General features: G+C 58.8%; 23 protein-coding genes and 1 tRNA gene. 14 read left to right on the top strand and 10 right to left on the bottom strand.

What is annotated here, in order from left to right; translation table 11 throughout:
- Positions 1-5: 5 nt before the first annotated feature.
- From AC2FJ5_RS19805 to AC2FJ5_RS19820, 4 genes are all read left to right on the top strand, one after another.
- Positions 6-839 (top strand): ABC transporter ATP-binding protein, encoded by an 834-nt coding sequence (locus AC2FJ5_RS19805; protein WP_496679309.1) that lies wholly within the window; start codon positions 6-8, stop codon positions 837-839.
- A gap of 19 nt (positions 840-858) precedes the next feature.
- Positions 859-2,079, top strand: coding sequence for a phenylacetate--CoA ligase family protein (locus tag AC2FJ5_RS19810; RefSeq protein ID WP_496794369.1), 1,221 nt, complete (start codon positions 859-861; stop codon positions 2,077-2,079).
- Positions 2,080-2,198: 119 nt separating this feature from the next.
- The gene (locus AC2FJ5_RS19815; protein ID WP_271950692.1) at positions 2,199-3,866 is read left to right on the top strand and encodes an ABC transporter permease; all 1,668 of its coding nucleotides are present in this window, start codon (positions 2,199-2,201) and stop codon (positions 3,864-3,866) included.
- A 71-nt stretch (positions 3,867-3,937) separates the two neighbouring features.
- Entirely contained in the window at positions 3,938-4,288 is a 351-nt protein-coding gene (locus AC2FJ5_RS19820; RefSeq protein WP_496699043.1) for a DUF2794 domain-containing protein, read from the top strand.
- Here AC2FJ5_RS19820 and AC2FJ5_RS19825 read toward each other — a convergent pair.
- From AC2FJ5_RS19825 to AC2FJ5_RS19835, 3 genes are all read right to left on the bottom strand, one after another.
- Entirely contained in the window at positions 4,285-5,022 is a 738-nt protein-coding gene (locus tag AC2FJ5_RS19825; protein ID WP_496794370.1) for a C40 family peptidase, read from the bottom strand. The genes AC2FJ5_RS19820 and AC2FJ5_RS19825 overlap by 4 nt on opposite strands.
- A complete protein-coding gene (locus tag AC2FJ5_RS19830) occupies positions 5,019-6,401 on the bottom strand; it encodes a leucyl aminopeptidase family protein (RefSeq protein WP_496794371.1) in 1,383 nt (460 codons plus the stop codon). The genes AC2FJ5_RS19825 and AC2FJ5_RS19830 overlap by 4 nt, the downstream gene beginning before the upstream one ends.
- A gap of 63 nt (positions 6,402-6,464) precedes the next feature.
- On the bottom strand, positions 6,465-6,854 hold the full coding sequence (locus tag AC2FJ5_RS19835; RefSeq protein WP_496690522.1) for a hypothetical protein: 390 nt from the start codon (positions 6,852-6,854) through the stop codon (positions 6,465-6,467).
- A gap of 144 nt (positions 6,855-6,998) precedes the next feature.
- Here AC2FJ5_RS19835 and AC2FJ5_RS19840 point away from each other — a divergent pair, with 144 nt between their 5' ends.
- From AC2FJ5_RS19840 to AC2FJ5_RS19850, 3 genes are all read left to right on the top strand, one after another.
- On the top strand, positions 6,999-7,649 hold the full coding sequence (locus AC2FJ5_RS19840; RefSeq protein WP_496794372.1) for a carbonic anhydrase: 651 nt from the start codon (positions 6,999-7,001) through the stop codon (positions 7,647-7,649).
- A 104-nt stretch (positions 7,650-7,753) separates the two neighbouring features.
- The gene (locus AC2FJ5_RS19845; RefSeq protein WP_496794373.1) at positions 7,754-8,284 is read left to right on the top strand and encodes an SRPBCC family protein; all 531 of its coding nucleotides are present in this window, start codon (positions 7,754-7,756) and stop codon (positions 8,282-8,284) included.
- A 163-nt stretch (positions 8,285-8,447) separates the two neighbouring features.
- On the top strand, positions 8,448-9,347 hold the full coding sequence (locus AC2FJ5_RS19850) for a type IV pili methyl-accepting chemotaxis transducer N-terminal domain-containing protein (RefSeq protein ID WP_496794374.1): 900 nt from the start codon (positions 8,448-8,450) through the stop codon (positions 9,345-9,347).
- A 163-nt stretch (positions 9,348-9,510) separates the two neighbouring features.
- Here AC2FJ5_RS19850 and AC2FJ5_RS19855 read toward each other — a convergent pair whose 3' ends face one another.
- The 3 genes from AC2FJ5_RS19855 to AC2FJ5_RS19865 form a co-directional block, all read right to left on the bottom strand.
- Positions 9,511-10,533: an aspartate-semialdehyde dehydrogenase gene (locus tag AC2FJ5_RS19855; protein ID WP_496794375.1), complete on the bottom strand. Its 1,023-nt coding sequence runs from the start codon at positions 10,531-10,533 to the stop codon at positions 9,511-9,513.
- 111 nt (positions 10,534-10,644) lie between these two features.
- Entirely contained in the window at positions 10,645-11,679 is a 1,035-nt protein-coding gene (locus tag AC2FJ5_RS19860; RefSeq protein ID WP_496679287.1) for a glycosyltransferase family 4 protein, read from the bottom strand.
- Positions 11,680-11,702: 23 nt separating this feature from the next.
- Complete coding sequence (locus AC2FJ5_RS19865) at positions 11,703-12,875, bottom strand: MFS transporter (RefSeq protein WP_496693087.1); 1,173 nt, start codon at positions 12,873-12,875, stop codon at positions 11,703-11,705.
- Positions 12,876-13,016: 141 nt separating this feature from the next.
- On the opposite strand from AC2FJ5_RS19865, the gene AC2FJ5_RS19870 reads away from it, so the two are divergent.
- Positions 13,017-14,159, top strand: coding sequence for a DUF3095 domain-containing protein (locus AC2FJ5_RS19870; protein WP_496702974.1), 1,143 nt, complete (start codon positions 13,017-13,019; stop codon positions 14,157-14,159).
- On the opposite strand, the gene AC2FJ5_RS19875 is transcribed toward AC2FJ5_RS19870, so the two are convergent.
- Together AC2FJ5_RS19875 and AC2FJ5_RS19880 are read right to left on the bottom strand one after the other, a co-directional pair.
- Positions 14,156-14,923 carry an HpcH/HpaI aldolase family protein gene (locus AC2FJ5_RS19875; RefSeq protein ID WP_281973863.1) on the bottom strand — a complete coding sequence of 256 codons (768 nt, stop codon included), beginning with the start codon at positions 14,921-14,923 and terminating at the stop codon, positions 14,156-14,158. The genes AC2FJ5_RS19870 and AC2FJ5_RS19875 overlap by 4 nt on opposite strands.
- Positions 14,924-14,932: 9 nt before the next feature.
- On the bottom strand, positions 14,933-16,345 hold the full coding sequence (locus tag AC2FJ5_RS19880; protein ID WP_496794376.1) for a pyridoxal phosphate-dependent decarboxylase family protein: 1,413 nt from the start codon (positions 16,343-16,345) through the stop codon (positions 14,933-14,935).
- A 228-nt stretch (positions 16,346-16,573) separates the two neighbouring features.
- Here AC2FJ5_RS19880 and hpaR point away from each other — a divergent pair, with 228 nt between their 5' ends.
- Together hpaR and AC2FJ5_RS19890 are read left to right on the top strand one after the other, a co-directional pair.
- The gene (gene hpaR, locus AC2FJ5_RS19885; RefSeq protein WP_496707750.1) at positions 16,574-17,026 is read left to right on the top strand and encodes a homoprotocatechuate degradation operon regulator HpaR; all 453 of its coding nucleotides are present in this window, start codon (positions 16,574-16,576) and stop codon (positions 17,024-17,026) included.
- 616 nt (positions 17,027-17,642) lie between these two features.
- Positions 17,643-18,341 carry a fumarylacetoacetate hydrolase family protein gene (locus AC2FJ5_RS19890; protein WP_496693083.1) on the top strand — a complete coding sequence of 233 codons (699 nt, stop codon included), beginning with the start codon at positions 17,643-17,645 and terminating at the stop codon, positions 18,339-18,341.
- On the opposite strand, the gene AC2FJ5_RS19895 is transcribed toward AC2FJ5_RS19890, so the two are convergent.
- The gene (locus tag AC2FJ5_RS19895; protein ID WP_496794377.1) at positions 18,334-19,548 is read right to left on the bottom strand and encodes a winged helix-turn-helix domain-containing protein; all 1,215 of its coding nucleotides are present in this window, start codon (positions 19,546-19,548) and stop codon (positions 18,334-18,336) included. The genes AC2FJ5_RS19890 and AC2FJ5_RS19895 overlap by 8 nt on opposite strands.
- 3 nt (positions 19,549-19,551) lie before the next feature.
- On the bottom strand, positions 19,552-20,577 hold the full coding sequence (locus AC2FJ5_RS19900) for a LacI family DNA-binding transcriptional regulator (RefSeq protein WP_142637565.1): 1,026 nt from the start codon (positions 20,575-20,577) through the stop codon (positions 19,552-19,554).
- Positions 20,578-20,692: 115 nt separating this feature from the next.
- On the opposite strand from AC2FJ5_RS19900, the gene AC2FJ5_RS19905 reads away from it, so the two are divergent.
- The 4 genes from AC2FJ5_RS19905 (at position 20,693) to AC2FJ5_RS19920 (ending at position 23,772) form a co-directional block, all read left to right on the top strand.
- A tRNA-Arg gene (locus tag AC2FJ5_RS19905) sits at positions 20,693-20,769 on the top strand.
- A 155-nt stretch (positions 20,770-20,924) separates the two neighbouring features.
- Positions 20,925-21,779 (top strand): hypothetical protein, encoded by an 855-nt coding sequence (locus AC2FJ5_RS19910; RefSeq protein ID WP_342078773.1) that lies wholly within the window; start codon positions 20,925-20,927, stop codon positions 21,777-21,779.
- Positions 21,776-22,249 carry a plasmid mobilization protein gene (locus AC2FJ5_RS19915; RefSeq protein WP_496794378.1) on the top strand — a complete coding sequence of 158 codons (474 nt, stop codon included), beginning with the start codon at positions 21,776-21,778 and terminating at the stop codon, positions 22,247-22,249. The genes AC2FJ5_RS19910 and AC2FJ5_RS19915 overlap by 4 nt, the downstream gene beginning before the upstream one ends.
- Positions 22,243-23,772 carry a relaxase family protein gene (locus AC2FJ5_RS19920; RefSeq protein ID WP_496794379.1) on the top strand — a complete coding sequence of 510 codons (1,530 nt, stop codon included), beginning with the start codon at positions 22,243-22,245 and terminating at the stop codon, positions 23,770-23,772. The genes AC2FJ5_RS19915 and AC2FJ5_RS19920 overlap by 7 nt, the downstream gene beginning before the upstream one ends.
- Positions 23,773-23,778: the final 6 nt, after the last annotated feature.

Consider the following 23,778-nt stretch of genomic DNA (forward strand, 5'->3'; position numbering starts at 1 on the left):
CGCTGATGCTGGATGCGGCACAAACCACTGACGTGCAGGCGGAAACCCTGCTTGAGGTCAACAATATCGAGGTGATCTACAATCATGTGATCCTTGTGCTGAAAGGCGTCAGCCTAACGGTGCCCAAAGGGGGCATTACGGCCCTGCTGGGCGGCAACGGGGCAGGCAAGACCACCACACTCAAGGCGGTGTCGAACCTGCTGCATTCGGAACGGGGCGAAGTCACCAAGGGATCAATCAAGTATCGCGGGACCAGCGTGCATGAAAGTGAGCCTGCCGATCTGGTGCAAAAAGGCGTCATCCAGGTGATGGAGGGTCGCCATTGTTTCGAACATTTGACGGTCGAGGAAAACCTGCTGACCGGCGCCTATACCCGCAAAGATGGTAAGGCCGCGATCCAACAGGATCTGGACCTTGTTTACACCTATTTCCCACGTCTGAAGGAACGCCGCCGCAGCCAGGCGGGTTACACGTCGGGCGGAGAGCAACAGATGGTTGCGATGGGTCGGGCGCTGATGTCGCGGCCCGAGACGATCCTGCTGGATGAGCCGTCCATGGGGCTGGCCCCGCAGCTTGTCGAAGAGATTTTCGGCATCGTCCAAGATCTGAACGAAAAAGAGGGCGTCTCGTTTCTGCTGGCCGAGCAGAACACCAATGTGGCGCTCAGGTTCGCACATTACGGCTATATTCTTGAATCCGGCCGCGTGGTGATGGATGGCCCAGCTGCCGAGCTGCGCGAAAACCCCGATGTTAAGGAATTCTATCTGGGCATGTCGGATGACGGCCGCAAAAGCTTCCGCGATGTGCGCTCATACCGCCGCCGCAAGAGGTGGCTGTAGGCGGATGGAGGATTTGGCGATGACGAAATTCTACGATGCGCTAGAAACCCGCTCGGCCGACCAGCGCGCCTCTGAACAGTCTGAGGCGTTGCAGGTACAGATCACGCGCGCGAACTCGGCTCCGGGGTTTGCGGCGCATATGGCGGATGTTGATACGGCAGCTGTAAAGTCGCTGGATGACCTTGTGAAGCTGCCAGTTCTGCGCAAGTCCGATATGGCTAAGGCGCAGGCGTCGCGCCCGCCCTTTGGCGGGTTTACCGTCAAACCGGCCCGGCATTTCCATCATGTTTTCCAGTCGCCCGGCCCGATCTATGAGCCCGGCAGCACCGATCACGACTGGTGGCGGATGGGGCGGTTCCTGCACGCAGCAGGTGTCGGGCCCGGAGACATCGTTCAGAATTGCTTTGGCTATCACCTGACCCCGGCGGGCATGATCTTTGAAAGTGGCGCGCGGGCGGTGGGGGCTGCGGTGCTGCCTGCCGGCACAGGCCAAACCGAACTGCAGGTAACCGCCGCGCGCGATGTCGGCTGCACCGCTTATGCGGGCACACCGGATTACCTCAAGGTCATTTTGGACAAGGCCGATGAGATGGGCGTGGCACTGGATTTCGTGACTGCCGTTGTTGGCGGCGGTGCTTTGTTCCCGTCTTTGCGTCAGGAGTACGCCAATCGCGGTATCGCCTGTCTGCAATGCTATGCCACCGCCGATCTGGGCAGCATCGCTTATGAAAGCCCCGCGATGGACGGGATGATCATTGATGAGCATGTCATCGTCGAGATCGTCACCCCCGGAACCGGAAACCCGGTCGCGCCGGGTGAAGTGGGTGAGGTTGTCGTGACCTCACTGAACCCCGATTATCCGCTGATCCGGTTTGCCACCGGTGATCTGTCGGCGGTTCAACCTGGTCAGTCACCTTGCGGTCGCACCAACATGCGCATCAAGGGCTGGATGGGACGCGCGGATCAGACAACCAAGATCAAGGGTATGTTCGTGCGCCCTGAACAGGTCGCGGCGCTGGTCGACAAGCATGATGAAATCGTCAAGGCGCGCGTCATTGCCGCCCGCCAGGGTGAGATGGACACGATGACGGTTCAGATCGAAAGCGCCGGCGGAAATGACTTGGCTTATGCGAAATCCGTCGTCGAGGTGCTGAAGTTGAAAGGCGCGATCGAAGTCGTGGCGCCGGGATCGCTGCCGAAAGATGGTTTGGTGATCGAGGATCAGCGCGTCTACGAATGAAGGCTGTGCAACTCTGCGGCAGTATGTGTCGCAGATTTGTTTCGCTGCCCACTGGTGTTTCCGAGCGTTTTGGTCGATTAAAGACGGACTCTGCGCCTTAGCCAGTTAAAGCCGGGATCATGGCCGATATCGAAATCTCTGAGCACGGAAGGCGCAACCGCGGCGCTGTAGGTACACGCCTCGTCGGCGTGGTGGCCTGCCTTGTGGCGGCAGCCTGTCTGTTGCCGATGCTTGCGGTTGTTCTGGCCGCAACGACGGGCGGCACGGATACGGTTTCGCATCTCCTGGAAACCGTTCTGCCCGGCTATGCGATGACGACACTGATACTGGTCGTGCTGGTGGCCACGGGCACGTTTTCCATCGGCGTGGGCGCAGCCTGGCTGGTGACGATGACGCGGTTCCCCGGCGTGCGCATTCTGGAAATTGCGTTGGTGCTGCCGCTGGCCTTTCCGGCCTATGTGCTGGCCTATGCCTATACATTCATTCTTGATCACCCGGGCATCGTCCAGACCACCCTGCGTCAGGTAACGGGCTGGGGCCCGCGCGACTATTGGTTCCCCGAGATTCGGTCGACTGAGGGTGCGGCAGTGATGTTGATCTTAGTCTTGTATCCTTACGTCTACCTGCTGGCCCGGGCCGCTTTTCTGCAGCAGAGTGCAACGGCCTTTCTGGCAGCGCGCGCGTTGGGCAAAAGTCCGTGGCTGGCCTTTTGGCACGTTTCGCTGCCGATGGCGCGTCCCGCGATTGCGGGTGGCGTGCTACTTGCCATCATGGAAACCATCGCCGATTTCGGAACCGTGGCCTATTTCGGGGTGCAGACATTTGCCACGGGTATCTATACCAGTTGGTTTTCGATCGGTGATCGGGTGGGTGCGGCGCAGCTGGCGCTCTGCCTTCTGGGCTTTGCGCTGGTCATGGCCGTGGCAGAACGGATGCAGCGCGGGAAGGCCAAATACTATCAGGCAGGCAAAAGCCACGCCTCGCTGCCATCCGCTCGGCTGAAGGGCTGGCAAGCGGGCGCGGCTTTTGCCCTGTGTGCCATACCGGTGCTGTTCGGATTTCTGTTGCCGGTGTTCATTCTGGTTCAGATGGGGATGGAGTCCGAACAGAACCTTCTGTCACGGCGCTATCTCGGGTTCATTCAGAATTCGCTGACGCTGGCCGGTGTGGCGGCGGTTGTCACGGTTTTTGCGGCCATCAGCGTTGGGTTCTTTCAGCGATTGCGGCCGGGGAGGGTGTCCTCTGGTGCCGGGTACATGGCGCGGCTGGGCTATGCGGTTCCAGGCGGTGTGATCGCAGTCGGGCTGATGGTGCCATTTGCCAGTTTCGATAACGCACTGGATGCATGGATGCGGCAGAATTTCGACCTGTCGACCGGGTTGCTTGTTACCGGTTCGATCTGGCTGTTGGTAGCCGCTTATATGGTGCGGTTTCTGGCCGCCGCGCTCAGCGCATATGAGGGCGGGCAGAGCACGGTGCATGCCAATATGGACGCAGCCTCGCGGTCTCTGGGGCAGACGCCGCTGGGGACGTTGCGCCGGGTGCATTTGCCGATTCTGACGCCATCGCTGCTGACAGCGCTGTTGATCGTCTTTGTGGACGTGATGAAAGAACTGCCCGCGACCCTGATCATGCGGCCTTTCAATTTCGATACGCTGGCCGTGCAGGCCTATAGGCTGGCCTCAGACGAACGGCTTGAGGGCGCCGCCGTGCCCTCGTTGGTGATACTGGCAGTGGGGTTGTTGCCGGTGATCCTGATCTGCCGACAGGTTGGGCGACAGCGCTAGCACCGACGAAAAAGTCACACCCGATTGCGGATAGGCTTGATTCGAACACGTTTTCCGGCAAGGCTTGGGGCATGAACATGCAGCCTCCCAGCCGGTTTTCTGCAAACCCGACCCAGATGCCTGTCGCGTTTGACCGCCACGAGATGTCCCAAATCCTTTCTGTCTATGGCCGGATGGTCGCCGCCGGAGAATGGCGCGATTACGGGATCTCGAACCTGCGTGATATGGCGGTGTTTTCCATCTTCCGCCGCACGGCAGAGCATCCGATTTATCGGGTCGAAAAAGATCCGCGTCTGCGCTCCCGGCAAGGGATGTATTCGGTGGTCGGTATGGATGGCCGCATCCTGAAGCGCGGCCATGATCTGCGCACGGTGCTGCGGGTGTTGGAGCGCAAGCTGATACGGTCGGTCGACTTGGATTAGAGCCTTTTATGGGCGGTCACGGGCCCATCGCCCTGTTCCAGAATGCGCGTGATTGCAACATCCATCGGCTCAAAGGTCACGTCCATGTGGAACGCATTTGCGTGCAGCAGCATATTGTCGCCGTAGACCCAGGCCACATGCCCATTCCAGAACAGCAGATCACCGCGCTGAGCGGGTGTGCCAGGGGTCAGCGCCTGACCCAGATCACGCTCTTGGTCGCCACTATCACCGGGGCAGGGCAGCCCACAAGCCAGCATTCCGGCCTGAACCAGACCTGAACAATCCAGCCCGAACCTGCTGTTGCCACCCCAAAGATAGGGCGTTCCCAGAAACATTTCGGCCACGGCGACCGGATCGGTCAGGGTTATGTTGATCTGTTTGGCGTGTATGGCCGGGATAAAGCCCAACTCCGTCTCAATAAATCCATTCTGTTCGGACATTGTCTGAACCTTGCTGCCAAAGCTTAACGAGGTTCGGTCCCGGGATTTCATGTTCGGTTGCTCATATGCATGTGTTGACGGTGCCGTGATCCAGTGGGTGGCAGGCACATCTGGGGCCAGACAGTCTGACCGGACCCAGCCCGCATAGCCGTCCTTGTCCGAGGTGATCCGGCTCCAGCCGTCACGCTCTTCATCTGTGCGAACGCTATCCCCATACAACAGCTGGCGATCGCGGGGCCCGTCGGGATCACGCATCAGGTCGATGACCGGCTGTATGATGCGGTGCCGGGTCATATGCCCAAAATCTCAGGCAGGGCCGTCAGAAGGGCGCGGGGCCCCTGACCGAATCCGCCCTTGCTGCGTCCGGGTTCTTTGCTGCGTTGCCACGAGAAGATGTCGAAATGCATATAGGGACTGTCACCAACAAATCTGCGCAAGAACAAGGCGGCAGTAATCGAGCCTGCAAAACCACCCGCCGGTGCGTTATCCAGGTCGGCAATGCCGGGTTCAATCAGACCCTCATAGGGGTTATGGAATGGCATGCGCCAGACAGGATCGGCTGCTCTGCCTGCGGCGCGGTTCAAGGCATCAGCCGCGGCATCGTTGTCGGTATAGAATGGTGCAAGATCGGCGCCCACCGCCACACGTGCCGCCCCGGTCAGTGTCGCCATCGAGATCACCAAATCCGGCTCGCCCTCATCCGCCAGCGCCAATGCGTCGGCCAAAACCAAGCGCCCTTCGGCATCGGTATTGTTAATCTCAACCGTCAGCCCCTTGCGCGAGGTCAGGATGTCGCCGGGCCGGAAGGCGTTCCCCGCAACCGAATTCTCAACCGCCGGGATCAGCACCCGCAGTTGCACGGGCAGCTCCAGCGCCATTATCATCCGGGCCAGCCCCAATACATTTGCGGCCCCGCCCATATCTTTCTTCATCAGCCCCATCGAGGCGCCGGGTTTCAGGTTTAGCCCTCCAGTGTCAAAGCAGACGCCCTTGCCGACAAGGGTCAGCTTTGGGCCTGTCACGCCCCAATTCATCTCAATCAGACGGGGCGCTTGTGCGGCGGCGCGGCCAACCGTGTGGATCATGGGGAAGTTCTGCTCTAGCAGGGTATCGCCCAGAACAACCTCGAAAGAGGCGCCGAATTCCTGTGCCAGGGCTTCGGCTGCGCTATGAAGCTGTTCCGGTCCCATATCCGAGGCCGGAGTATTGACCAAATCGCGGGTCAGCGCCTCGGCCCCGGCCAGTACCTCAAGCCGGGGGGCGTCGATCCCGTCGGGGGCAACCAAACGAGCCTTGGCCGGGGATTGGCTGGCATAGCGGTCAAAGGCATAACCGGTCAGCAACCACCCCAGGCATTCAGTTTCCAGATCAGCTTGGTCTATGCCCGACGCGATGTGATATGCGCCTTCGGGCAGGGCTTCGGCGGCGGCGGCCAGCGGAAACCGCTTGCGGGACCGGCCAGTGGCTGTGCCATACCCCGCCAAAGCAGACTGTACCGCACCGTCAGGCCCTGGAATCAGCAAAACCTGACCCATCGCACCGGTGAATCCGCTGATCTTGGCCCAGGCCGTCACTGTTTCGGGCTGACCCGTCAGCCAGTCGTCCAGATCCGGCTGGGCAATGACGTGAAGGGGGACAGATGCGTCCGACGATGGTGCGAAAGACAGGGTCATGAAAATCTCGACTGTTGTGGCTTATGCCCAACCTAGCCGTCCATGGACCGTCCGCAAGCCCTGTCAGACCGAAAGATCTTGCTGATCCCAGATCACGGTCAGCGATTTCTCACCCACCCTGATCAGCCGCGACAGCGTGGCCCCGGCGGCGACCGAGTCGCCCGCGTCCACATTCTGCGCCACATCATTCGCCACACAGGCCAGCGCCATCATTCCGATCTGTTCGGCAATGGCCACAATGGATCGTGCACATTTGCGCAGCCCGGCCCAGTCACGCTGTCTCCAGAACCGCTCGCAATTCGACAGGCGCACCGCCAATTCCTCGACCGTGCGACACAGCACGTCCAACGCGTTTTTCTCACCCAGTTGTCGATACAGCCCATTCAGACGATCCGAATCCAGCCGCACTGTTTCTTTGTGTTCAAGCGTGACGATCTTTTCCACCACATTCACCCCAATTCTATACGCCCCCACGGCATAGCCCGAATGTGGTGCGCAATTCCTTTGCAAAACCTTGCCATGGGGCAGGATAATGGCTCGAATTTTCTTCGAATTCAGGTTACAGCAGTCCACCGAGACATGAACAGGGACACAAGAATGGAATTCGCCAAACCTCTGCCAAACTATCTGGTCAATCGGTATCATGGCTGGAAAGCCACGACATATTCGGAAAATCAGGTCTGGTATCGCCGTCTTGCCACCGAAGGGCAGCGTCCGCGGGCCATGGTGATTTCCTGTTGCGACAGCCGGGTTCATGTCACCTCGATTTTTGGGGCGGATCAGGGTGAGTTCTTTATTCACCGCAACATTGCCAATCTGGTGCCGCCTTATGCGCCCGACGGCGATCATCACGGCACCAGTGCTGCCATCGAATACGCGGTGACCGCGCTGAAAGTGGCGCATCTGATCGTGCTGGGCCATTCCCAATGCGGTGGTGTGCAGGGCTGTATCGACATGTGCAAGGGCCAGGCACCACTGCTGGAAGCCAAAGAAAGCTTTGTTGGTCGCTGGATGGATATCCTCAAACCAAAATATGATCTGGTTGCCGATATCGAAGACAGCACCGACCAAGCGCGCCAGTTCGAACGGCAGGCGGTTGTTGCTTCGCTCGAAAACCTGATGACCTTCCCCTTCATCTCCGCGGCGGTAGAGAGCGGCTCGCTCAGCCTGCACGGTTTGTGGACAGATATCGGTGAAGGTGGCCTTCAGTGTTATGATCCCGGCGAAAAGAAATTCGCGGTCGTCTGACCCGGCGGATTTTCGACAATTTCAGGCAGCGCGGATCAGACTACTGATTCCGCGCTGTTTTTTTGATAAGTTTGGGATGTCATTTTAGGGATTCGGAGCATTCCATGCGATTGATCAAACGTGTTCTTGTCACCGTGATAGTCTTGATTCTGGTTCTGGTAGGGGTGTCCTTTATATTGCCAGGCAAGGCAGAAGTTTCGCGTAGCATCACGATTGATGCCTCGCCCGAGGTCATCTTTCCTTATGTCAACTCCATGCAAGAGACCGAGAAATGGTCGCCATGGTTATCTCGTGATCCCGAGACGAAGCTGACCTATGGCGGGCCTGATTCTGGGGTCGGGAATGTGCTGAACTGGTCGTCGGATCACCGGCAGGTCGGCACCGGTTCGCAAGAGATCACCGAAAGCGTTGAAAACCAGATGGTCAGAACCGCCTTGGATTTTGGTCCAATGGGCACTGCTATTGCCATGTTTGAACTGCAGCCGGAGGGCAGCGGCACCAAAGTGACCTGGGGGTTTGAATCCGAATTGGGTATGAATCCCATGTCCCGCTGGATGGGGCTGATGATGGATAAATGGGTTGGCGGAGATTACCAGCGCGGGTTGGATAATCTGAAAGCGCTGGTCGAAGGGTAAACGAGGTCAAACCCTTGACCGGAGTGATCAGCCGAGGGCCGGATTGGCCAGTTGAAACTCAAAAAGCCACCATTATTTCATTTTCTGAACACCGTGTTGGGACATTTAACGCGCTTTTTCCTCGATAAACACATGTTAAAGCAGCAGGGTTAGGTAGACCGCCATGAGTATCAATCGTCGTGTTTTCGCCTCCGGAGCGTTGGGAATCGGGCTAACGGCATTCTTACCGGTTGGGGGCTATGCGTTGGCTATGGCCGCGGGTCAGGTCGCGCACCGAATTCTGGCCGCTGAAAAGCTGAGCTTTCTGTCCGAGAAGGTCGCCAAATCCGCAGTTCTGGTCAGCATCGGCGGAGCAGTTGATCGGAACCTGAGTGAATTGCAGCAGGCGCATGATGAATTTGACGATATCCTGCTTGGCTTCAAAGAAGGCAAAGGGTCGTCCGGTATTGACCGGGAAAGATTCTATTCCGTCAACAAAGCGCTTGAGGAAGTCGCCAGCGTTTGGGTGCCATACCGGACCGCGGTCGAAGACATCGTTGCTGACAAGTCGATCAACGAAGCGCAACTGAACATGATCGTTGGCAATGTCGAGGCACTTGAAGAATCCTGCCACGCCGTGGTCCGCAAGCTAGAAGCGGCCTATGGCGAGGTCGATATTGAACCGTCGATGGCCCTGGCATTGGAATTCGCAGGTCGTCAGCGGATGATCACCCAGAAGATCTGCAAAGAAATTGCGCTGGCCGCCACCGGAAAAGAAACCGCAGAACACCACGAAAAGTTCAAGAAGAATGCTGCCAAGTTTGGCAAGATCGTCGATGCGTTGATTGGCGGCGGCAATGACTATCTCAAGATGTCTGAACCGCCCAGCGATGCCTCGCTTGAGGCACTGGAACAGGTAAAGGCCCAGTGGAATGAGCTGCAACCAACCGTCGAGGCCCTGAACGCCGCAGAGGTGCCAAGCCTGGAGGACGTTATGCAATTCTGTGCAAAAATGGATGTGCTCGAGAAAGAATCCGAACGTGCGGTTCTGCTGTACGAGGATGCGATCAAGATCGCCTCTTGATTGGGGCTGCGCCGTATCGGCGGGCTACACGAACAACAATCACTTTAATCTGATCCGGGTCCACTACAGAGATGGGCCCGGATTTCTTTTTGCGGCCTAAGAAAAAACAAACCCCGCAAGCGGCGCTGCGGGGTTTGGTCAATACATAAAGAAAGGGTATCAGTTATCCCTTCTTCAGGACCTCACGGCCCAGCAATTCGGCGATTTGTACCGCGTTCAGCGCTGCGCCCTTGCGCAGATTGTCACTGACGCACCACAGGTTCAGGCCGTTCTCGATGGTTGAATCCTGACGGATGCGGCTGATGAAGGTGGCGAAATCACCCGCGCATTCGACCGGTGAGACGTAGCCGCCCGGTTCGCGCTTGTCGATCACCATGATACCTGGTGCTTCGCGCAGGAGGTCACGGGCTTCGTCTTCGTCCAAGAATTCCTCGAACTCGATATTCACGGCCTCGGAATGGCCAACGAAGACCGGAACGCGGACGCAGGTCGCGGTGACCTTGATCGACGGGTCGATGATCTTCTTGGTCTCGACAACCATCTTCCACTCTTCCTTGGTCGAGCCGTCTTCCATGAAGACGTCGATCTGCGGAATGACGTTGAAGGCGATCTGCTTCTGGAACTTGTTCGGCGGAACTTCGGTGGTGGGGTTGTAGATGGCTTTGGTCTGGTCCCACAGCTCATCCATCCCTTCTTTGCCCGCGCCGGAAACCGACTGATAGGTCGACACGACGACGCGCTTGATCTTGGCGCGATCATGCAGCGGTTTCAGCGCGACAACCATCTGCGCGGTCGAGCAGTTGGGGTTGGCGATGATGTTCTTGTTCTTATAGTCGTGGATCGCCTCGGGGTTACATTCCGGCACGATCAGCGGAATTGCAGGGTCATAGCGATACAGGGACGAGTTGTCGATCACCACGCAGCCAGCCGCCGCCGCCTTGGGGGCGTAGACCTTGGTCGCCTCGGATCCCACGGCAAACAGCGCCATGTCCCAGCCGGTGAAATCAAACGTGTCCAGGTCTTTGGTCGTGAGTGTCTTGTCGCCAAAGCTTACTTCGGTTCCCAGCGACCGACGGCTTGCCAGCACGGCAAGTTCATCGATGGGGAACTGGCGTTCTGCCAGAATGTTCAGCATTTCGCGGCCCACATTACCTGTGGCGCCGACGACTACGACGCGATAGCCCATTTCATGTCTCCAAAGTTAAGGACGCGCGTTCATAGCCGCGTTGCAGCAAAGAAAAAAGAGGTTTCGCGGGATATTTCCCCCAATGACACCGATTTGACGCGGTGCATCGCCTCAGGCGTCGGTCAGAAGCCGTTCATAGAGCGCTACCAAGGTCTTTGCCTCGCCGTCGATGTCGAAATTCTGTTCCACATGGACGCGGGCGGCGCTGCCGGATTGCGCCAGCGACTCGGGGTTCGACAGCATTTCAGCGGCGGCATCAGCCAGGGCGGGAATGTTCCCCGCTTCGACCACATGGCCCAATGAGGGGTCGGTCACGATCTCTGCAAAGGCACCGACATCGGTTGCCACCACAGGCACGCCGCAGGCCATCGCCTCGAGCGGGGTCAGGCCAAAGCCTTCCCAGCGTTGCGGCGCGATGAACAAGTCCAGCACCTGGTACCACTCGGCGATCTGATCCACCGTGACCTCGGGTTTGAATAGGATGCGGTCAGACAGGCCCGCCTTGGCGACCTTGTCTTTCAGCTCGGCCAGAAAGCCGGTGTGTTTTTCGGTCGCGCGGCCCATGACGATGCCATGGACGTCTTCGAAACGGCCACAAAGGTCGATCATCGCATCGACGAAAGCATCGGTGCCTTTCTGGTGCCGGATACGGCCATAGCACCCAAGCAGCAGACCACCGGGCAGGCCGAGTTTGCCCCGCAGGGCGTCTTTGTCCTCGGGCGGGGTGAAATCCTGCAGGTTGATGCCATGCATGATGACCTGCGCGTCCCGCTCAAGATATCCGGCGGTTTTGCGCGATGTGGCGACTACCGCGTCCATTTTGTCGATCAGCCATTTGCTATAGCCCGTATGCGACCGCTGCGAGGCGCTGGTGAACAGTAGTTTCAGGCGCAGACGAAAGACATTGCGCAGGATCAAGCCCAGCAGCATCTCGGTATTGCGCCGCGCGTGCCAGACGCGCGTGGTCTTGCGCGACAGAAATGGCAGACGGCCCAGCGGGATATGGGGCAGATCGGCCGGTAGGCCCGGTCCGGTTGCGGCGATGTCGATCCATTGCACTTGCAACGGCACCAGCCGCGCGATCGTCGCGGTCACGCCGGAAAGCCTGCGCTTGAGGTTCGGTGCGATGACAACAGGGTCGGACATGGGCTCTCCCGATGGTTCCAGCGTCAGTCAACGCTGTCGCGGCTGAATAGGTAAATCACGCATCCAATGGCAAGCGTGACTGCAAAAAAGCCGAATATCGCTGTGTAGGGCGCGGTTGGACTGATGTCCACTGTCGCGGCATGGACTCGGCCGGTGACAAATTGCGCCAGACCCACTCCGCCAATGCCGAACAGATTCAACAGGGTCATGCCACGCCCGACCAGATGCGGCGGCACGAAGGCGCGGCCATGGGCCATGATGACCGGAAAGCTGGCGCCCATGAAACCGATCACCGCCATCAGACTTACTGACACCCAGACCGCCATGTCGATCCACAGGCACAACAGCCCCAGCGCCGCCGCGCCCAAGGCATTGCCGCCAAAGATCACCCATTTCCGTGTGCCCAAAAGCCGGTCGAGCGGCCCATAGGCAAAGGTGCCGGCAATCATAGCCGCCCCCATGACCAGCGTCGCGGTTCCGATCTGCGTGGTGCTGAGGGCGAAAACGTCGTTCAGATATGGACCTGCCCACAAGCCTCGTGTCGCAGCCGCGGGGGCGTAGGCCACCAGCATCAGCGGCAGGATGGCCCACAGGGCAGGTTCTTTCAGCAGGTCCAGCACTGACCCGCGATGCTCGGTCACAACCGGTTTGGGGTCGTGAACGCTGATCCAGATGCCCGCTGCGATAATGGCCGAAACGACGGCCAGTGTAGCCATTGTGGCGCGCCAGCCCATCAGTTCGACCGCAAGTGCTGTGGGGTAGGAGGCCACCAGATTGCCGACCGACCCAACGCCCAGCATGATGGCTGCTAGCGTGGCAAAGCGGGCGGGCGGGTATTCGCGGGCAAAGATGTAATAGGATGCCATCAGAACGGGCGAGCACCCGACTCCGATCAGCCCCATCGCGACTGCGATATGAAACGGGGTGCTGGCCACTGCAAACAACGCAGCGCCGCCCGCGCCACCTGCCAGCAACAAAACCGCAGCCGTCAAACGCGGCCCGATCCGGTCCAGCGCCCAACCCACTGGCAGTTGCATGGCGGCAAAGACGAGAAACCAAAGCCCCGAGGCAAAGGCCAGATCTTCGGGCCTTGCCCCGATGTCACGCCCCAGATCGACGCTGAGAACGGCAAGAAAGGCGCGAAAAAATTGGCTGAGCACATAGCCCAGACACAGAACCACCAGTCCGGTTTTCATGAGACGCCTCTTTCGCCCAACCCGCCAGCAAATGCTTGGCATGTCCCCGTGATATGTACAAGCGCGTGTGCTATGATGTTTTCAGCGGACATCGAACAAATTTGGGCTATCTGAAGGTCTATTCATATTGTCGAGGAACGAATGAAAGATGCACAGGCCGCATTTTATGACAGCCTTCCGCTGTTGCGGGACTTTAACAATCTGACCGATCCTGAACGCTTTACCGCGGTGCCGACGGAATGGGTTCTTGGTGTCGCAGATGTCGTGGATTCCACTGGTCAGATAGAGCGGGGACGATACAAGGCCGTGAACATGGTTGGGGCCGCGGTGATCTCGGCCATGATCAATGCGCTGCGCGGGCAAGAATTTCCCTATGTCTTTGGGGGTGATGGTGCCGGGTTCGCCGTACCGGCAAGCGCGGCAGAGGCAGCACGTAGCGTTCTGGCCGATTTGCGGCGCTGGGCGGAAGAAGAGTTCGAGATCGCACTGCGCGGGGCCGTCGTGCCCGTCGCCGAAATCCGGCAGGCGGGCAAGGATCTTCGGGTTGCGCGTTACGCGCCATCCGAGGGGGTGGATTATGCGATGTTCTCGGGCGGTGGTCTGGCCTGGGCCGAGGCCGAGATGAAAGCAGGTCGGTTTGAGGTTCCGTACGCAGCCCCCGGTGCGCTGCCGGATTTGACCGGGCTGTCCTGCCGCTGGTCCAACAGCAAGGCGCAGAATGGTCAGATTGTCTCGGTGGTGGTGCAGCCAACTGCCCGCGCTACCGAGACCGATTTCGCCGACCTGTCACGGGCTGTTCTAGTGGCCGCTGAAGGATTGGACCGGTCCGGCCACCCGATGCCGGAAAGCGGCCCTCCGATCCGCTGGCCGCCGCCTGGTTTGGCGCTGGACGCCCATGTGTCCCGTGCGGGTCGCAATCTTTTGCTGCAGAAAATCAAGCTGTTGGCGCAGAATTTGATGATCGGGCTGCTGTTCAAATCTGGCAAGCGATTGGGGAATTTTGAGCCGGAACACTATAAGCGCACGGTCAGTCGCAATGCGGATTTCCGCAAATTCGATGACGGGCTGAAAATGACGCTGGATTGTGACCCGGCCACCCTGAACCAGATTCAGACCGTTCTTGAACAGGCCCGGAAACAGGGCAGGATCCGATACGGGCTGCACGCGCAGGATGAGGCGATGATGACCTGCTTTGTCCCCTCGGCCACCCGTGACGATCACGTCCATTTCGTCGATGGTGCCTCGGGCGGGTATGCTCAGGCGGCCTCGGCGATGCGGGCTTAGGCCTTCCACCTTGCGGCCAGGGCACGCGCCGCCTGTGTCAGCAGCATCACGTCGATCCCCACCGCCTGGAACTGGGCGCCCATGTCCTTATAGGCCTGCGATGCCTCATCCGTGACACCAAGAATGCCCGGGGCTTTGCCTGCTGCAACGATGCGCTTCATCGCGTCGGCGATCACCGCTTGGACCTCGGGCGCGGCGCTGTTTCCCTGAAAACCCATGTCAGTGGACAGGTCAGACGGACCGATAAACACGCCATCCACGCCTTCTACCTGTGCAATGGCATCCAATGCGGCGATACCGGCGCGGTTTTCCACCTGTAACAGCAGACATATCTGATCGTCTGCGGTCTGAATGTAGTCCTGAACCGTTCCGTATTGCGTTGCGCGTGAGGCCATCGCGCCGACGCCCCGCACACCTTGGGGCGGATAGTGGCAGGCACGAACCAGATCGCGCGCCTGTTCGGCACTTTCCACCATCGGTACCAGGATTGTCTGAGCACCTGCGTCCAACACCATCTTGATCAATGCGGTGTCGCCCACCGGGATTCGCACGACGGGATGTGTCGGACTGGCGGCCAGCGCGATCAGCTGATCCCGGATGGACCGGATATCATTCGGCGCGTGCTCACCGTCGATCACCAGCCAGTCGAATCCGGCAGTGCCCATGATCTCGGCTGTTACCGCCTCAGCAAAGCTGGACCAACAACCAATCAGATGGTCGCCGTTTTTCAGGGCTTGTTTGAACGTGTTGACGGGTGCGGACATGTGGAACCTCTAGTTTAGCGAGCGGGCGATTTCAGTGATCACGTCAAATGCCATTTGGACGTCTGCCTGCGTGGATTCAAACTGACCGGCCTGAAAGCGGATCACCAAGTCGCCATCAACGCGGGTTTGAGTCAAGTAAATGCGGCCATCATCATTGATCGCATTGACCAGCCGTAGGTTCAGATCGTCCAGATCGGTTGACCCAAGGGGGGCATAGCGGAATGTCCACAATGACCACATCGGGTTAGTGGTGATTTCGAAATCGGATTCAGCTTTCAGCCGGTCATGCAGAGCCACTGACCATGTTATATGATTGCGCAACCTTTCACGTAGCCCTTCCAGACCATAGGCGCGGATGACGAACCACAGTTTCAGGGCTCGGAACCTGCGGCCCAGCGGTACCGACCATTCAGAATAATTTATGATCCCGTCCTTGCCGTGGGTCTTCAGGAATTCCGGGCTGATCGCGAGTGTCCGTACCAGATCATCGGGGTCCTTCAGAAAATGGGCGCAGCAATCGAACTGAACACCCAGCCATTTATGCGGGTTGAACACGATGCTGTCGGCTTGCTCGACTCCCTCCCAGTAATGGCGGTATTCGGGGCATATCATGGCCGAGCCAGCCCAAGCTGCATCGACATGCGAATATAGCCCGTATTTTTGCGCAATCTTCAGACATTCCTCTACCGGATCGGCCGCGCCGGTTCCGGTGCCGCCGACGCAGAGGATCACGCCGGTTGGTTGATAACCAGAGTCTAAATCGGCTTGGATTGCTGTTTCCAGCGCCTGTGGGTCCATCCCGCGCCAGTCGCCTTGTATGGGCACCCGCACCAGATTTTCCTGCCCGATCCCCGCAACCCATATGGCACGATCAACCGAGGTATGGACCTCGGCCGAGCAATATACGCGCAGCGGTTTCTGTCCGAACAACCCTTGTTGGTTGCCCTGCCAATTCAGCGCCTTTTCCCGCATGGTCAGCACAGCGGCTAGGGTCGCGGACGAGGCGGAATCCTGAATGACACCTGCAAAGCCCGTGGGCAGATCCAGGGCCTGCCGCAACCAATCCATCATCCGCGTCTCCATCTCGGTCGCGGCGGGGGATGTCTGCCACAACATGCATTGCGGAGCGATGGCGCTGGTTAGAAACTCGGCCAGAACCGACGGGGCCGAGGCGTTTGCATTAAAATAGGCAAAAAAGCGAGGATGTTGCCAATGGGTAATCCCAGGCATCACGATCTGTTCGAAATCGTGAAAGATTTCCTCCATCGCCTGGGAGCGCTCGGGAGGGCGCGCGGGTAAAGCGTTAAGAATATCACCGGGTTCCGTTCTGGCCCTAACCGGATTGTCGCCGACAGTCAGATGGTAATCCTGTGCCCACTCAGCAATCTTGGCGCCCCAATCCGAGAATTCATCCCAGTTCATTTTATCTTCCAATCTTCTCTGAACACCGCTTTCGATCCTGTGCCAGTGATGAATATCCGGGTTGAAACGTCAACGCCCTTTGCAGGAATCCAGTGGTCTGAGGTTTTTCTGAATATGTTTCCGCAGAGAGAAGTGGAATAATCTAGGCTCTAATAAGCCATGAATGCCTGGAATCCCGAACACGGAAAGGTCAGTTGAAGAATGAACCGAATTCGGCCAGAATTTAACATGGCTCATGAAATTCCATTGACGTCCCGGTCTTTGCCTATTGCGCTGCTGCGCGCGAGGGAACGGGTTATGGGGCCTATCCGTAGAATGCTTGTAGAGGCGGGCGTAACCGAACAGCAATGGCGGGTTCTGCGGGTGCTGGAAGAGGAAGGCCCGCAAGAGCCCACCCATATTGCTGACCGTGCCTGTCTGCTTTTGCCCAGCCTGACCCGCATTCTGCAAAAGCTTGAGGCCAAGGGCCTTGTCGTGCGGAAAAGCCATCCGGTCGACAAGCGCAGGCAGATTGTTGAGATCACGGTCAAAGGGGCAGGGATTATCCGGGATAACATCGACTATACGTTGCTTTTGGCTGAAGAAATCCGCAACACGCTGGGACCAGCGCGGCATGAGGCGTTGCTGGATCTTCTCAACGATCTGCACCAGTTGAAATTACAATCAGATTCTCGGGACTAACAGTGTGTGGGCCCCGCCAGAGGGCCTTTGTGACCTCTCTGGCGGAGTGGCCAGGCCCGAGTGGACCATGTGCCTGGCCTACAGCCGGATACGAGGGGTGTTCAAACGATCCGGCAACGTTTCAGAGAACATCAGATCCCGAAAATCGGGTTTTCTCAGACGCAAACTTACCCAGGGGGATGGGTGTTTGGCCGTGGTCCTCTGAATACTCGCACCCGGATTTCAGCGATTTCTGCCGTCCACGCGGGTGTCTTCGCAAGAAGGCGGAGGATTGGTGGTCCGCCGCCTTTGTGAGTGGTGACGTCTCAGTGCTGAACGCTTTCTGTTAGCAACAAGCTAGCGCGATACAGCGGTTTTCCAAGGTTTAACGGCTAAAAACTGAATGAGCTGTCGCCGTGTTTTCAGCCGCATGTTGAAAGTAAGCCCAGCGCCATAAGTAGCCATGTCTGCGAATTTTGAAACACGCGCAGGCTTACCGGTTCGATTTGGGCAAGCCTGTGCCGAATTATCCCCGAATTGTCGGCAAAAACCGGCGTGCGGGTTTGCAAGGATTGCGACTTGCTCTGGTTTATGCCCTTTAATATCCACTTTAACTAACCTGTTTTATGGCGGCATGATGATGGGTAGCCTGTTCTCTATTCCTGATCCGATCGCTTTGCCGGTTACCGGCGAGGACGACACATACCCGGTTGGGCGAATCTTTTGTGTGGGCAGGAACTATGCCGCACATGCGGCTGAAATGGGACATGAGGTCGACCGTGAGGCCCCTTTCTATTTCACCAAGGCCGCTGCAAACGCGGTCCTGTCTGGGGTGACGACGGCTTACCCTCCGGGGACCGAAAATTTCCACCATGAGATGGAGCTGGCTGTTGCAATCGGAAAGCCGGTTTTTCAAGCTGATACTTCTCAGGTGCAGGAAGCGGTGTTTGGCTTTGGCTGCGCCCTGGACATGACCCGACGTGATCTGCAAATTCGCGAGCGCAACAAACAGCGCCCTTGGGATCTTGGAAAAGATTTCGAGAATGCAGCCGTATTTGCCCCTCTGACCCGCGTGAGCGATTGGCAACCCGACCCGCAAAAACGCATCATTTTGCGCGTTAATGGCGAAACCCGGCAGGACGCAACCTTGGATGAGCTGATCTGGTCGATTGACGAGATCATAAGTCACTTGTCCGGCTATTATCATCTGCGACCAGGGGATTTGATCCTGACCGGAACGCCGGCTGGTGTAGGACCGGTTCAGCCCGGAGATTCACTGGAGGGGGAGATTGACGGGTTGCAGCCGGTCAAATTGAGTATATCAGACCCTAAATAGGGTCTTTTTGCCAATTCCCGGCAAATTCTATGTCATCCAACCCGGCAAAGCGACGAACCCGGTCCAGTTCGGCCTGTAGGCGGCGCGTGCGGGCATCTGACCACCGTACTGTTCGTTCTGGCCACAGGGCGCTGACCCGCAGCACCGACTGATCGCGATGGGCCTTCATGTCGATCCGGCCAATCAGCCGGTCGCCTTCGAGAAGCGGGAAAACATAATAGCCATAGGTGCGTTTCGGGGCGGGGACAAACACCTCGATCCGGTAGTGAAACCCAAACAGCCGCTGCGCACGGTCACGGTCACGCAGCATGGGGTCAAACGGGCTCAGCACTCTGATCCGACCCGGCGCTGGGGGGATCTGCGCGGCCTGTTCCGCGATTCCTGGACGTGCGAACAGCTTTCTGGCCTGGCCATTGGCGCATACGATCTCGATCTCTTCGACATGGCCTTCGGTCAAGGCGGTTTTGCACCAGTCTCGCGCCTCAGCTGCGCTGACCGTGTCCCAAAACGCCGCCAATTCGCCCGAAGTCGCAAACCCAAGCCGGTCAAGTGCCGCATGGCACAGCCAATCCACGGTATGTTCGGCGTCACAAGGCATATTGCCGGGGCAAAGATGCGTCTCGATCACCCGCTCGGTCAGGTCATAGCGTTTCTGGAACCCCTGCCTGCCGATCACGGTCAGCGCGCCCGAGCGCCAGAGGAATTCAAGCGCGGTTTTCGACGGGTGCCAATCCCACCATCCGCCGGAGCCTTTCTTTTCGTCTTTTCCCACATCCGATGACGAAACCGGCCCATGATCGCGTATATGCTGCAATACGGTTTCAAATTGCTGCTCGAACCCATCGCGACGCCAGTTTTTCCAGCGCGATTTCAGCAGGTCAGCGTCGCGCTGAAACCGTAGATGCCAATGGGGGTAGAACTCCATCGGAATGACTGCGGCATCATGAGTCCAATGTTCGAACAGCCCACGGTCACGTTCGTAGACATGCTTGAGGTTTTTGGCGCGATAGGCGGGCCTGCGCGAAAACAGGATCATGTCATGGGCGCGGGCGACCGTGTTTATACTGTCCAGCTGAACAAATCCCAGACGCCTGATCAATTCAAGCAGGTCAGGCCCTTTCGCAGCCCCGGACGGCTGTTCTGCCAGCGCGTGCCGGTCCATGAACAGGGCGCGGGCCGCCCGATTGTTCAGCCTTTGCATCGCCACGGGTCAGCGGCGTTTCAGCGTATCGCCATAGCTGATCTTGGGGGTCAGAGTTATGCGGTTTTCGACCTCGGAAGTGGGATCGGAAAGCTGAACGGCGATTATCTCGGCTGCCTTGCGCCCAATCTCGTGTCGACATGCATCCATTGTGGCCAGCTTGCGCGGCAGACCCTGTAACAGTTCGACATTATTGAACCCTGCCAAACCGATCTGGCCTGGAATGTCTATCCCCTGGTCCAACAGATACAGCAACCCGCCAGCACCAATCATGTCGTTGGAATAATACAGGAAATCCAGATCCGGTGAGCGTTCCAACATGGCTTGAGTCATCTCGCGGCCTTTGGCCAAGGCCGAGCCCCCGGAATAAAACTCGCGGTCTTCGATCTCGATCCCATGCTTGCCCAGCACTTCGGTAAAGCCTTCGAACCGTTTCCGAGCGCGGTGATCCAGGGGCATTTTGGTGCCCATAAAGCCGATATGTTCATAGCCCGCTTTCAGGATCGCCTGTGCCATCTCACGTCCAGCGCGGCGATGGGAAATCCCGACCATCGCGTCCACCGGCTTACCATCGGTGTCCATAATCTCGACCACCGGAATCCCCGCCGAATCCAGCATGGCGCGTGCGGCATCGGTATGTTCCAATCCGGCGATGATCACGCCCGAAGGCCGCCACGAGAGCATCTCGTACAGGACTTTTTCCTCTTTTTCGGGCAAATAGTCGGTGACGCCGACCACTGGCTGTAGCTCGGTATCCTCAAGAATCTGATTGATCCCGGTCAGCACCTCGGGGAACACCATGTTCGACAGCGACGGGATGATCACCGCCACAAGGTTCACCCGGCTTGAGGCAAGCGCACCAGCGATTTTGTTCGGCACGTATCCCAGTTCTTTTGCTGCGGCCAGAACGCGTGTGCGGGTCGCATCCGACACGTCACCCCGATTGCGCAGAACCCGGCTGACCGTCATCTCAGACACTCCGGACGCTTCAGAAACATCACGAAGGGTGAGTGGGCGTTTGTTTTCTGTGGTCACGGGGTGCACCTGCGTTGTTGTTTTGTCCGATGGTAGCGTGAACAGGACGCATTTTACAACTGCCCTTCAAAGCCGATGACAACCCGAAAAAACCACGTTACAGAGAGTTTTGCGCGGCCCCGTGGCTCAACTGGATAGAGCAGCCCCCTCCTAAGGGGCAGGTTGCAGGTTCGAATCCTGCCGGGGTCGCCAAAACCACCTGAAAAATATGGCTTATTTGCAAGGCGTTGTGCGGAAGCGTGCAGAAACGCCCGTTTCGTTTTCCGCCGAATTCTCCGAAAACGAGCGAAATCTCGTACAAAACCTGTACAAATTTCGCACGTCTGTGCGGCTTTTGAGGCGATCCGATGAGCTGGCGTGTGGCGAATGCGTGTGCAGAGCGGAAGTTCGGGAGTGCGACGCGCAAGCAGATCATCATGTTTCTAGCCGACAAGGCGTCTGATGATGGCTCGGGCATCTGGTGTTCGAAGGGGACGATCCAGCGGCACACGGAGCTGGGGGAGACGACAGTCAAGCGGACGATCCGGGACTTCCTGAAGGAAGGCATCCTGGTCGAGACCGGCGCGCGGGGGTGCAAGAACGGATTCACGGTCGTTTACCGGATCGATCTGACCCGGATCGAGGCGCTCGAACTCACCGCTGAGCCCGAGATCGAAACGGGGGCCACAGTGGACCCCGTCCGGACTGGACCCGGAACGGGGGCCACAGTGGCCGGGGTACCGGGGCCACCACGGCCCCCAAACCATCCTAAAACCACCCATAAACCTCCTACGCGCGAGCGCGTGGTGGCGGCGGATGAAGAAGCCAAAAAGGTATTGTCTGCCTATCCACCCGACCGTATGCGCGGGAAGGCTGAGTGTCTTGGGCGTATCAGGGCGGCGCTGGACGAAGGCGTCAGCACCAAAGACCTGACCGAAGCCGTGAAGGCCTACGCGACGCAGAGCGCTGGCTTCACCCGGTCAAAGGTCTGTTTCTCTGACAACTGGTTCAAGTCCGGGCGATGGGGGACCTTCGTCGAGGACATCGCCAAAAGCCGAGAAGCCTCGAAGGCGAAGGAGGCCGAGATGCTGGCAGGCTTGGCGAATTGGGTGACTGACAAGCATCCTCTTTGCCGCCACATCACACCTGGCCAAGTCGACGCGCTCTTGGCTGCAGAGCTTGTGACGCAGGCGCAAATCCAGGCGGCGGGCCTCAGATCATGAGCACCAATGATCCGACCGAAGAGCAAACAGCAAGGCGACCCATGTCATACGGCTGCGCCGATGACACGGGACCTTGCGAGGGGCGGCAAGCCTCCCCTTCGAACCCCACCGGCGCGGGCAAAGCCCCCGCCAAAAAGCCGCTGACCGAGACCTTCGTCTTCCGCTGTACCGCGTCCGAGAAGGCCGATCTGCGCGCGAAGGCCGAGGCCGCTGGCCTGCCTGCCTCGACATTGCTACGCGAGGCGCTTGGCCTCACCGAAGCCCGCCGCCGCAAGCCCGTCCCCCGCGTCGATCCGGCGCTTGTGTTGGCGGTCGGGCGCATCGGCGGCAACCTCAACCAGATCGCCCGCTGGCTGAACCACGCCATGAAGGTCGGACGCACCGACCTCGACGCGCTGACAGTCGCCCGCCGCCTTGTGGTGATCGAACGCCAGCTCGCCGCGCTCCTTGATGAGGCGCGGCGGTGCTGATCAAGTTCTTCCCCAATGGCAAAGGCGCGGGCGCGGGGCCGGTCGGGTACCTCGTGGCCGAACGCGTGCTGGCCTATGACGGCAATCGTGACCTGATCCGCGACGCTGACGGCCAGGCCAAGACCGTCACACGCGACCCTCTGCCTGAGGTCCTGCGCGGCAACCCCGAGCGCACCGAAGCCCTGATCGACGCCAGCCGCCACCAATGGACCTACCGCGCAGGTGTGATCAGCTTTGCCGCCGAAGACACCCCGACCGAGGAACAGCAGGCCGAGGTCATGGATCACTTCGAGCGTCTGGCCTTCGCGGGGCTGGACCCGACGCAATATGACGTGCTCTGGGTCCGACATACCCACGAAGACCGCGTCGAGCTTCACTTCTGCACGCCGCGCTTGGAATTGACCTCGGGCCGGAGCCTGAACATCGCACCACCCGGCTATGAGAAGGCCTTCGATAGCCTGCGCGATGTGATGAACCAACGCCACGGCTGGGCCGATCCGATGGAGCTGGAGCGCATCCAAGAGGTGCGCGACACCATCGAGACCCCGACACGCGCCCAAGGCCGTGACGAGCTGCATGAGTGGCTGCAAGACCAGATCAGCGTCGGCCTTATCACTGACCGCGCAACCATGATCGATGCCCTCACAGATGCAGGCTACGACCTGCCGCGCGTCGGCAAAGCATACCTGACCGCCCGCGATCCGGACACGGATGAACGCTGGCGCTTGAAAGGAGGAATTTTCCATGAAAACTGGCAAGCCGACCCGGCTGAGCGAGAAATTGAACGCGGAGCTGGACACGATCCGGCAGGACTACGCCGCCTCGATGGCATCGCAATTGGAGAGCTTCAGGACCGATTTGAGCACCATTGCGACCAACGCGCAGCGTACAATCGAGACCGATACCCGCAGCTTTCTGCGACAGAACAAGAGCTGGCTGACGATCTCGCCTTGGCTGATCACGGGGACGTTTTTGCTGGGGATCGTCTTGATGATGGGCGCGAGCTTGCTTTGGACGCTGATGCTGACCAGCTCAGAATTGACGGACTTGGGCCTGACGCGGATCGACAGGGAGGACGAGATCTGGCTGGTGCTGGACCCGACCAAGACGCGCCTGAGGACCTGCACGCTCGGCGGCAGATCAGTGACCTGCATCAAGATCGAGGAGGATTAGATGACGACACCCCTGACAGCCTTGGAACGCGACTTGCTCGCCTGCGTCGAGCGGTTGGTGACGGCCTTCGAGGTCTCAGCAAAGGAATTGAGCGGGTTAGAGGAACGCTCGACGACCAAGATGCAGAGCCAGATGGATGGATTGGCCGCCTGCGTGTCGGTGCTCATTCAATCGCAAACGGCGTCCGTGGCTGCGTTGCACGGCTTGTTGAGCGAGGGGCAGAACTACGGGAAGCTGCGCACGCAACTAGAGACCAGCTTGAAATTAGTGAAAGCCGCCGAAGAGAGGTTGAGACAGAGCTAGAGGAACGGGAGGTGGAGATGGATCGGGGGATGACGCATGGGTTGTAATCGAAG

It is taken from the genome of Ruegeria sp. CDSA221, assembly GCF_059611825.1.

Coding starts and splice junctions, on each gene's coding strand:
- AC2FJ5_RS19805 (WP_496679309.1), top strand. CDS start 6: ATGCTGGATGCGGCACAAACCACTGACGTGCAGGCGGAAACCCTGCTT.
- AC2FJ5_RS19810 (WP_496794369.1), top strand. CDS start 859: ATGACGAAATTCTACGATGCGCTAGAAACCCGCTCGGCCGACCAGCGC.
- AC2FJ5_RS19815 (WP_271950692.1), top strand. CDS start 2,199: ATGGCCGATATCGAAATCTCTGAGCACGGAAGGCGCAACCGCGGCGCT.
- AC2FJ5_RS19820 (WP_496699043.1), top strand. CDS start 3,938: ATGAACATGCAGCCTCCCAGCCGGTTTTCTGCAAACCCGACCCAGATG.
- AC2FJ5_RS19825 (WP_496794370.1), bottom strand. CDS start 5,022: ATGACCCGGCACCGCATCATACAGCCGGTCATCGACCTGATGCGTGAT.
- AC2FJ5_RS19830 (WP_496794371.1), bottom strand. CDS start 6,401: ATGACCCTGTCTTTCGCACCATCGTCGGACGCATCTGTCCCCCTTCAC.
- AC2FJ5_RS19840 (WP_496794372.1), top strand. CDS start 6,999: ATGGAATTCGCCAAACCTCTGCCAAACTATCTGGTCAATCGGTATCAT.
- AC2FJ5_RS19845 (WP_496794373.1), top strand. CDS start 7,754: ATGCGATTGATCAAACGTGTTCTTGTCACCGTGATAGTCTTGATTCTG.
- AC2FJ5_RS19850 (WP_496794374.1), top strand. CDS start 8,448: ATGAGTATCAATCGTCGTGTTTTCGCCTCCGGAGCGTTGGGAATCGGG.
- AC2FJ5_RS19855 (WP_496794375.1), bottom strand. CDS start 10,533: ATGGGCTATCGCGTCGTAGTCGTCGGCGCCACAGGTAATGTGGGCCGC.
- AC2FJ5_RS19860 (WP_496679287.1), bottom strand. CDS start 11,679: ATGTCCGACCCTGTTGTCATCGCACCGAACCTCAAGCGCAGGCTTTCC.
- AC2FJ5_RS19865 (WP_496693087.1), bottom strand. CDS start 12,875: ATGAAAACCGGACTGGTGGTTCTGTGTCTGGGCTATGTGCTCAGCCAA.
- AC2FJ5_RS19870 (WP_496702974.1), top strand. CDS start 13,017: ATGAAAGATGCACAGGCCGCATTTTATGACAGCCTTCCGCTGTTGCGG.
- AC2FJ5_RS19875 (WP_281973863.1), bottom strand. CDS start 14,923: ATGTCCGCACCCGTCAACACGTTCAAACAAGCCCTGAAAAACGGCGAC.
- AC2FJ5_RS19880 (WP_496794376.1), bottom strand. CDS start 16,345: ATGAACTGGGATGAATTCTCGGATTGGGGCGCCAAGATTGCTGAGTGG.
- hpaR (WP_496707750.1), top strand. CDS start 16,574: ATGGCTCATGAAATTCCATTGACGTCCCGGTCTTTGCCTATTGCGCTG.
- AC2FJ5_RS19890 (WP_496693083.1), top strand. CDS start 17,643: ATGATGGGTAGCCTGTTCTCTATTCCTGATCCGATCGCTTTGCCGGTT.
- AC2FJ5_RS19910 (WP_342078773.1), top strand. CDS start 20,925: ATGAGCTGGCGTGTGGCGAATGCGTGTGCAGAGCGGAAGTTCGGGAGT.
- AC2FJ5_RS19915 (WP_496794378.1), top strand. CDS start 21,776: ATGAGCACCAATGATCCGACCGAAGAGCAAACAGCAAGGCGACCCATG.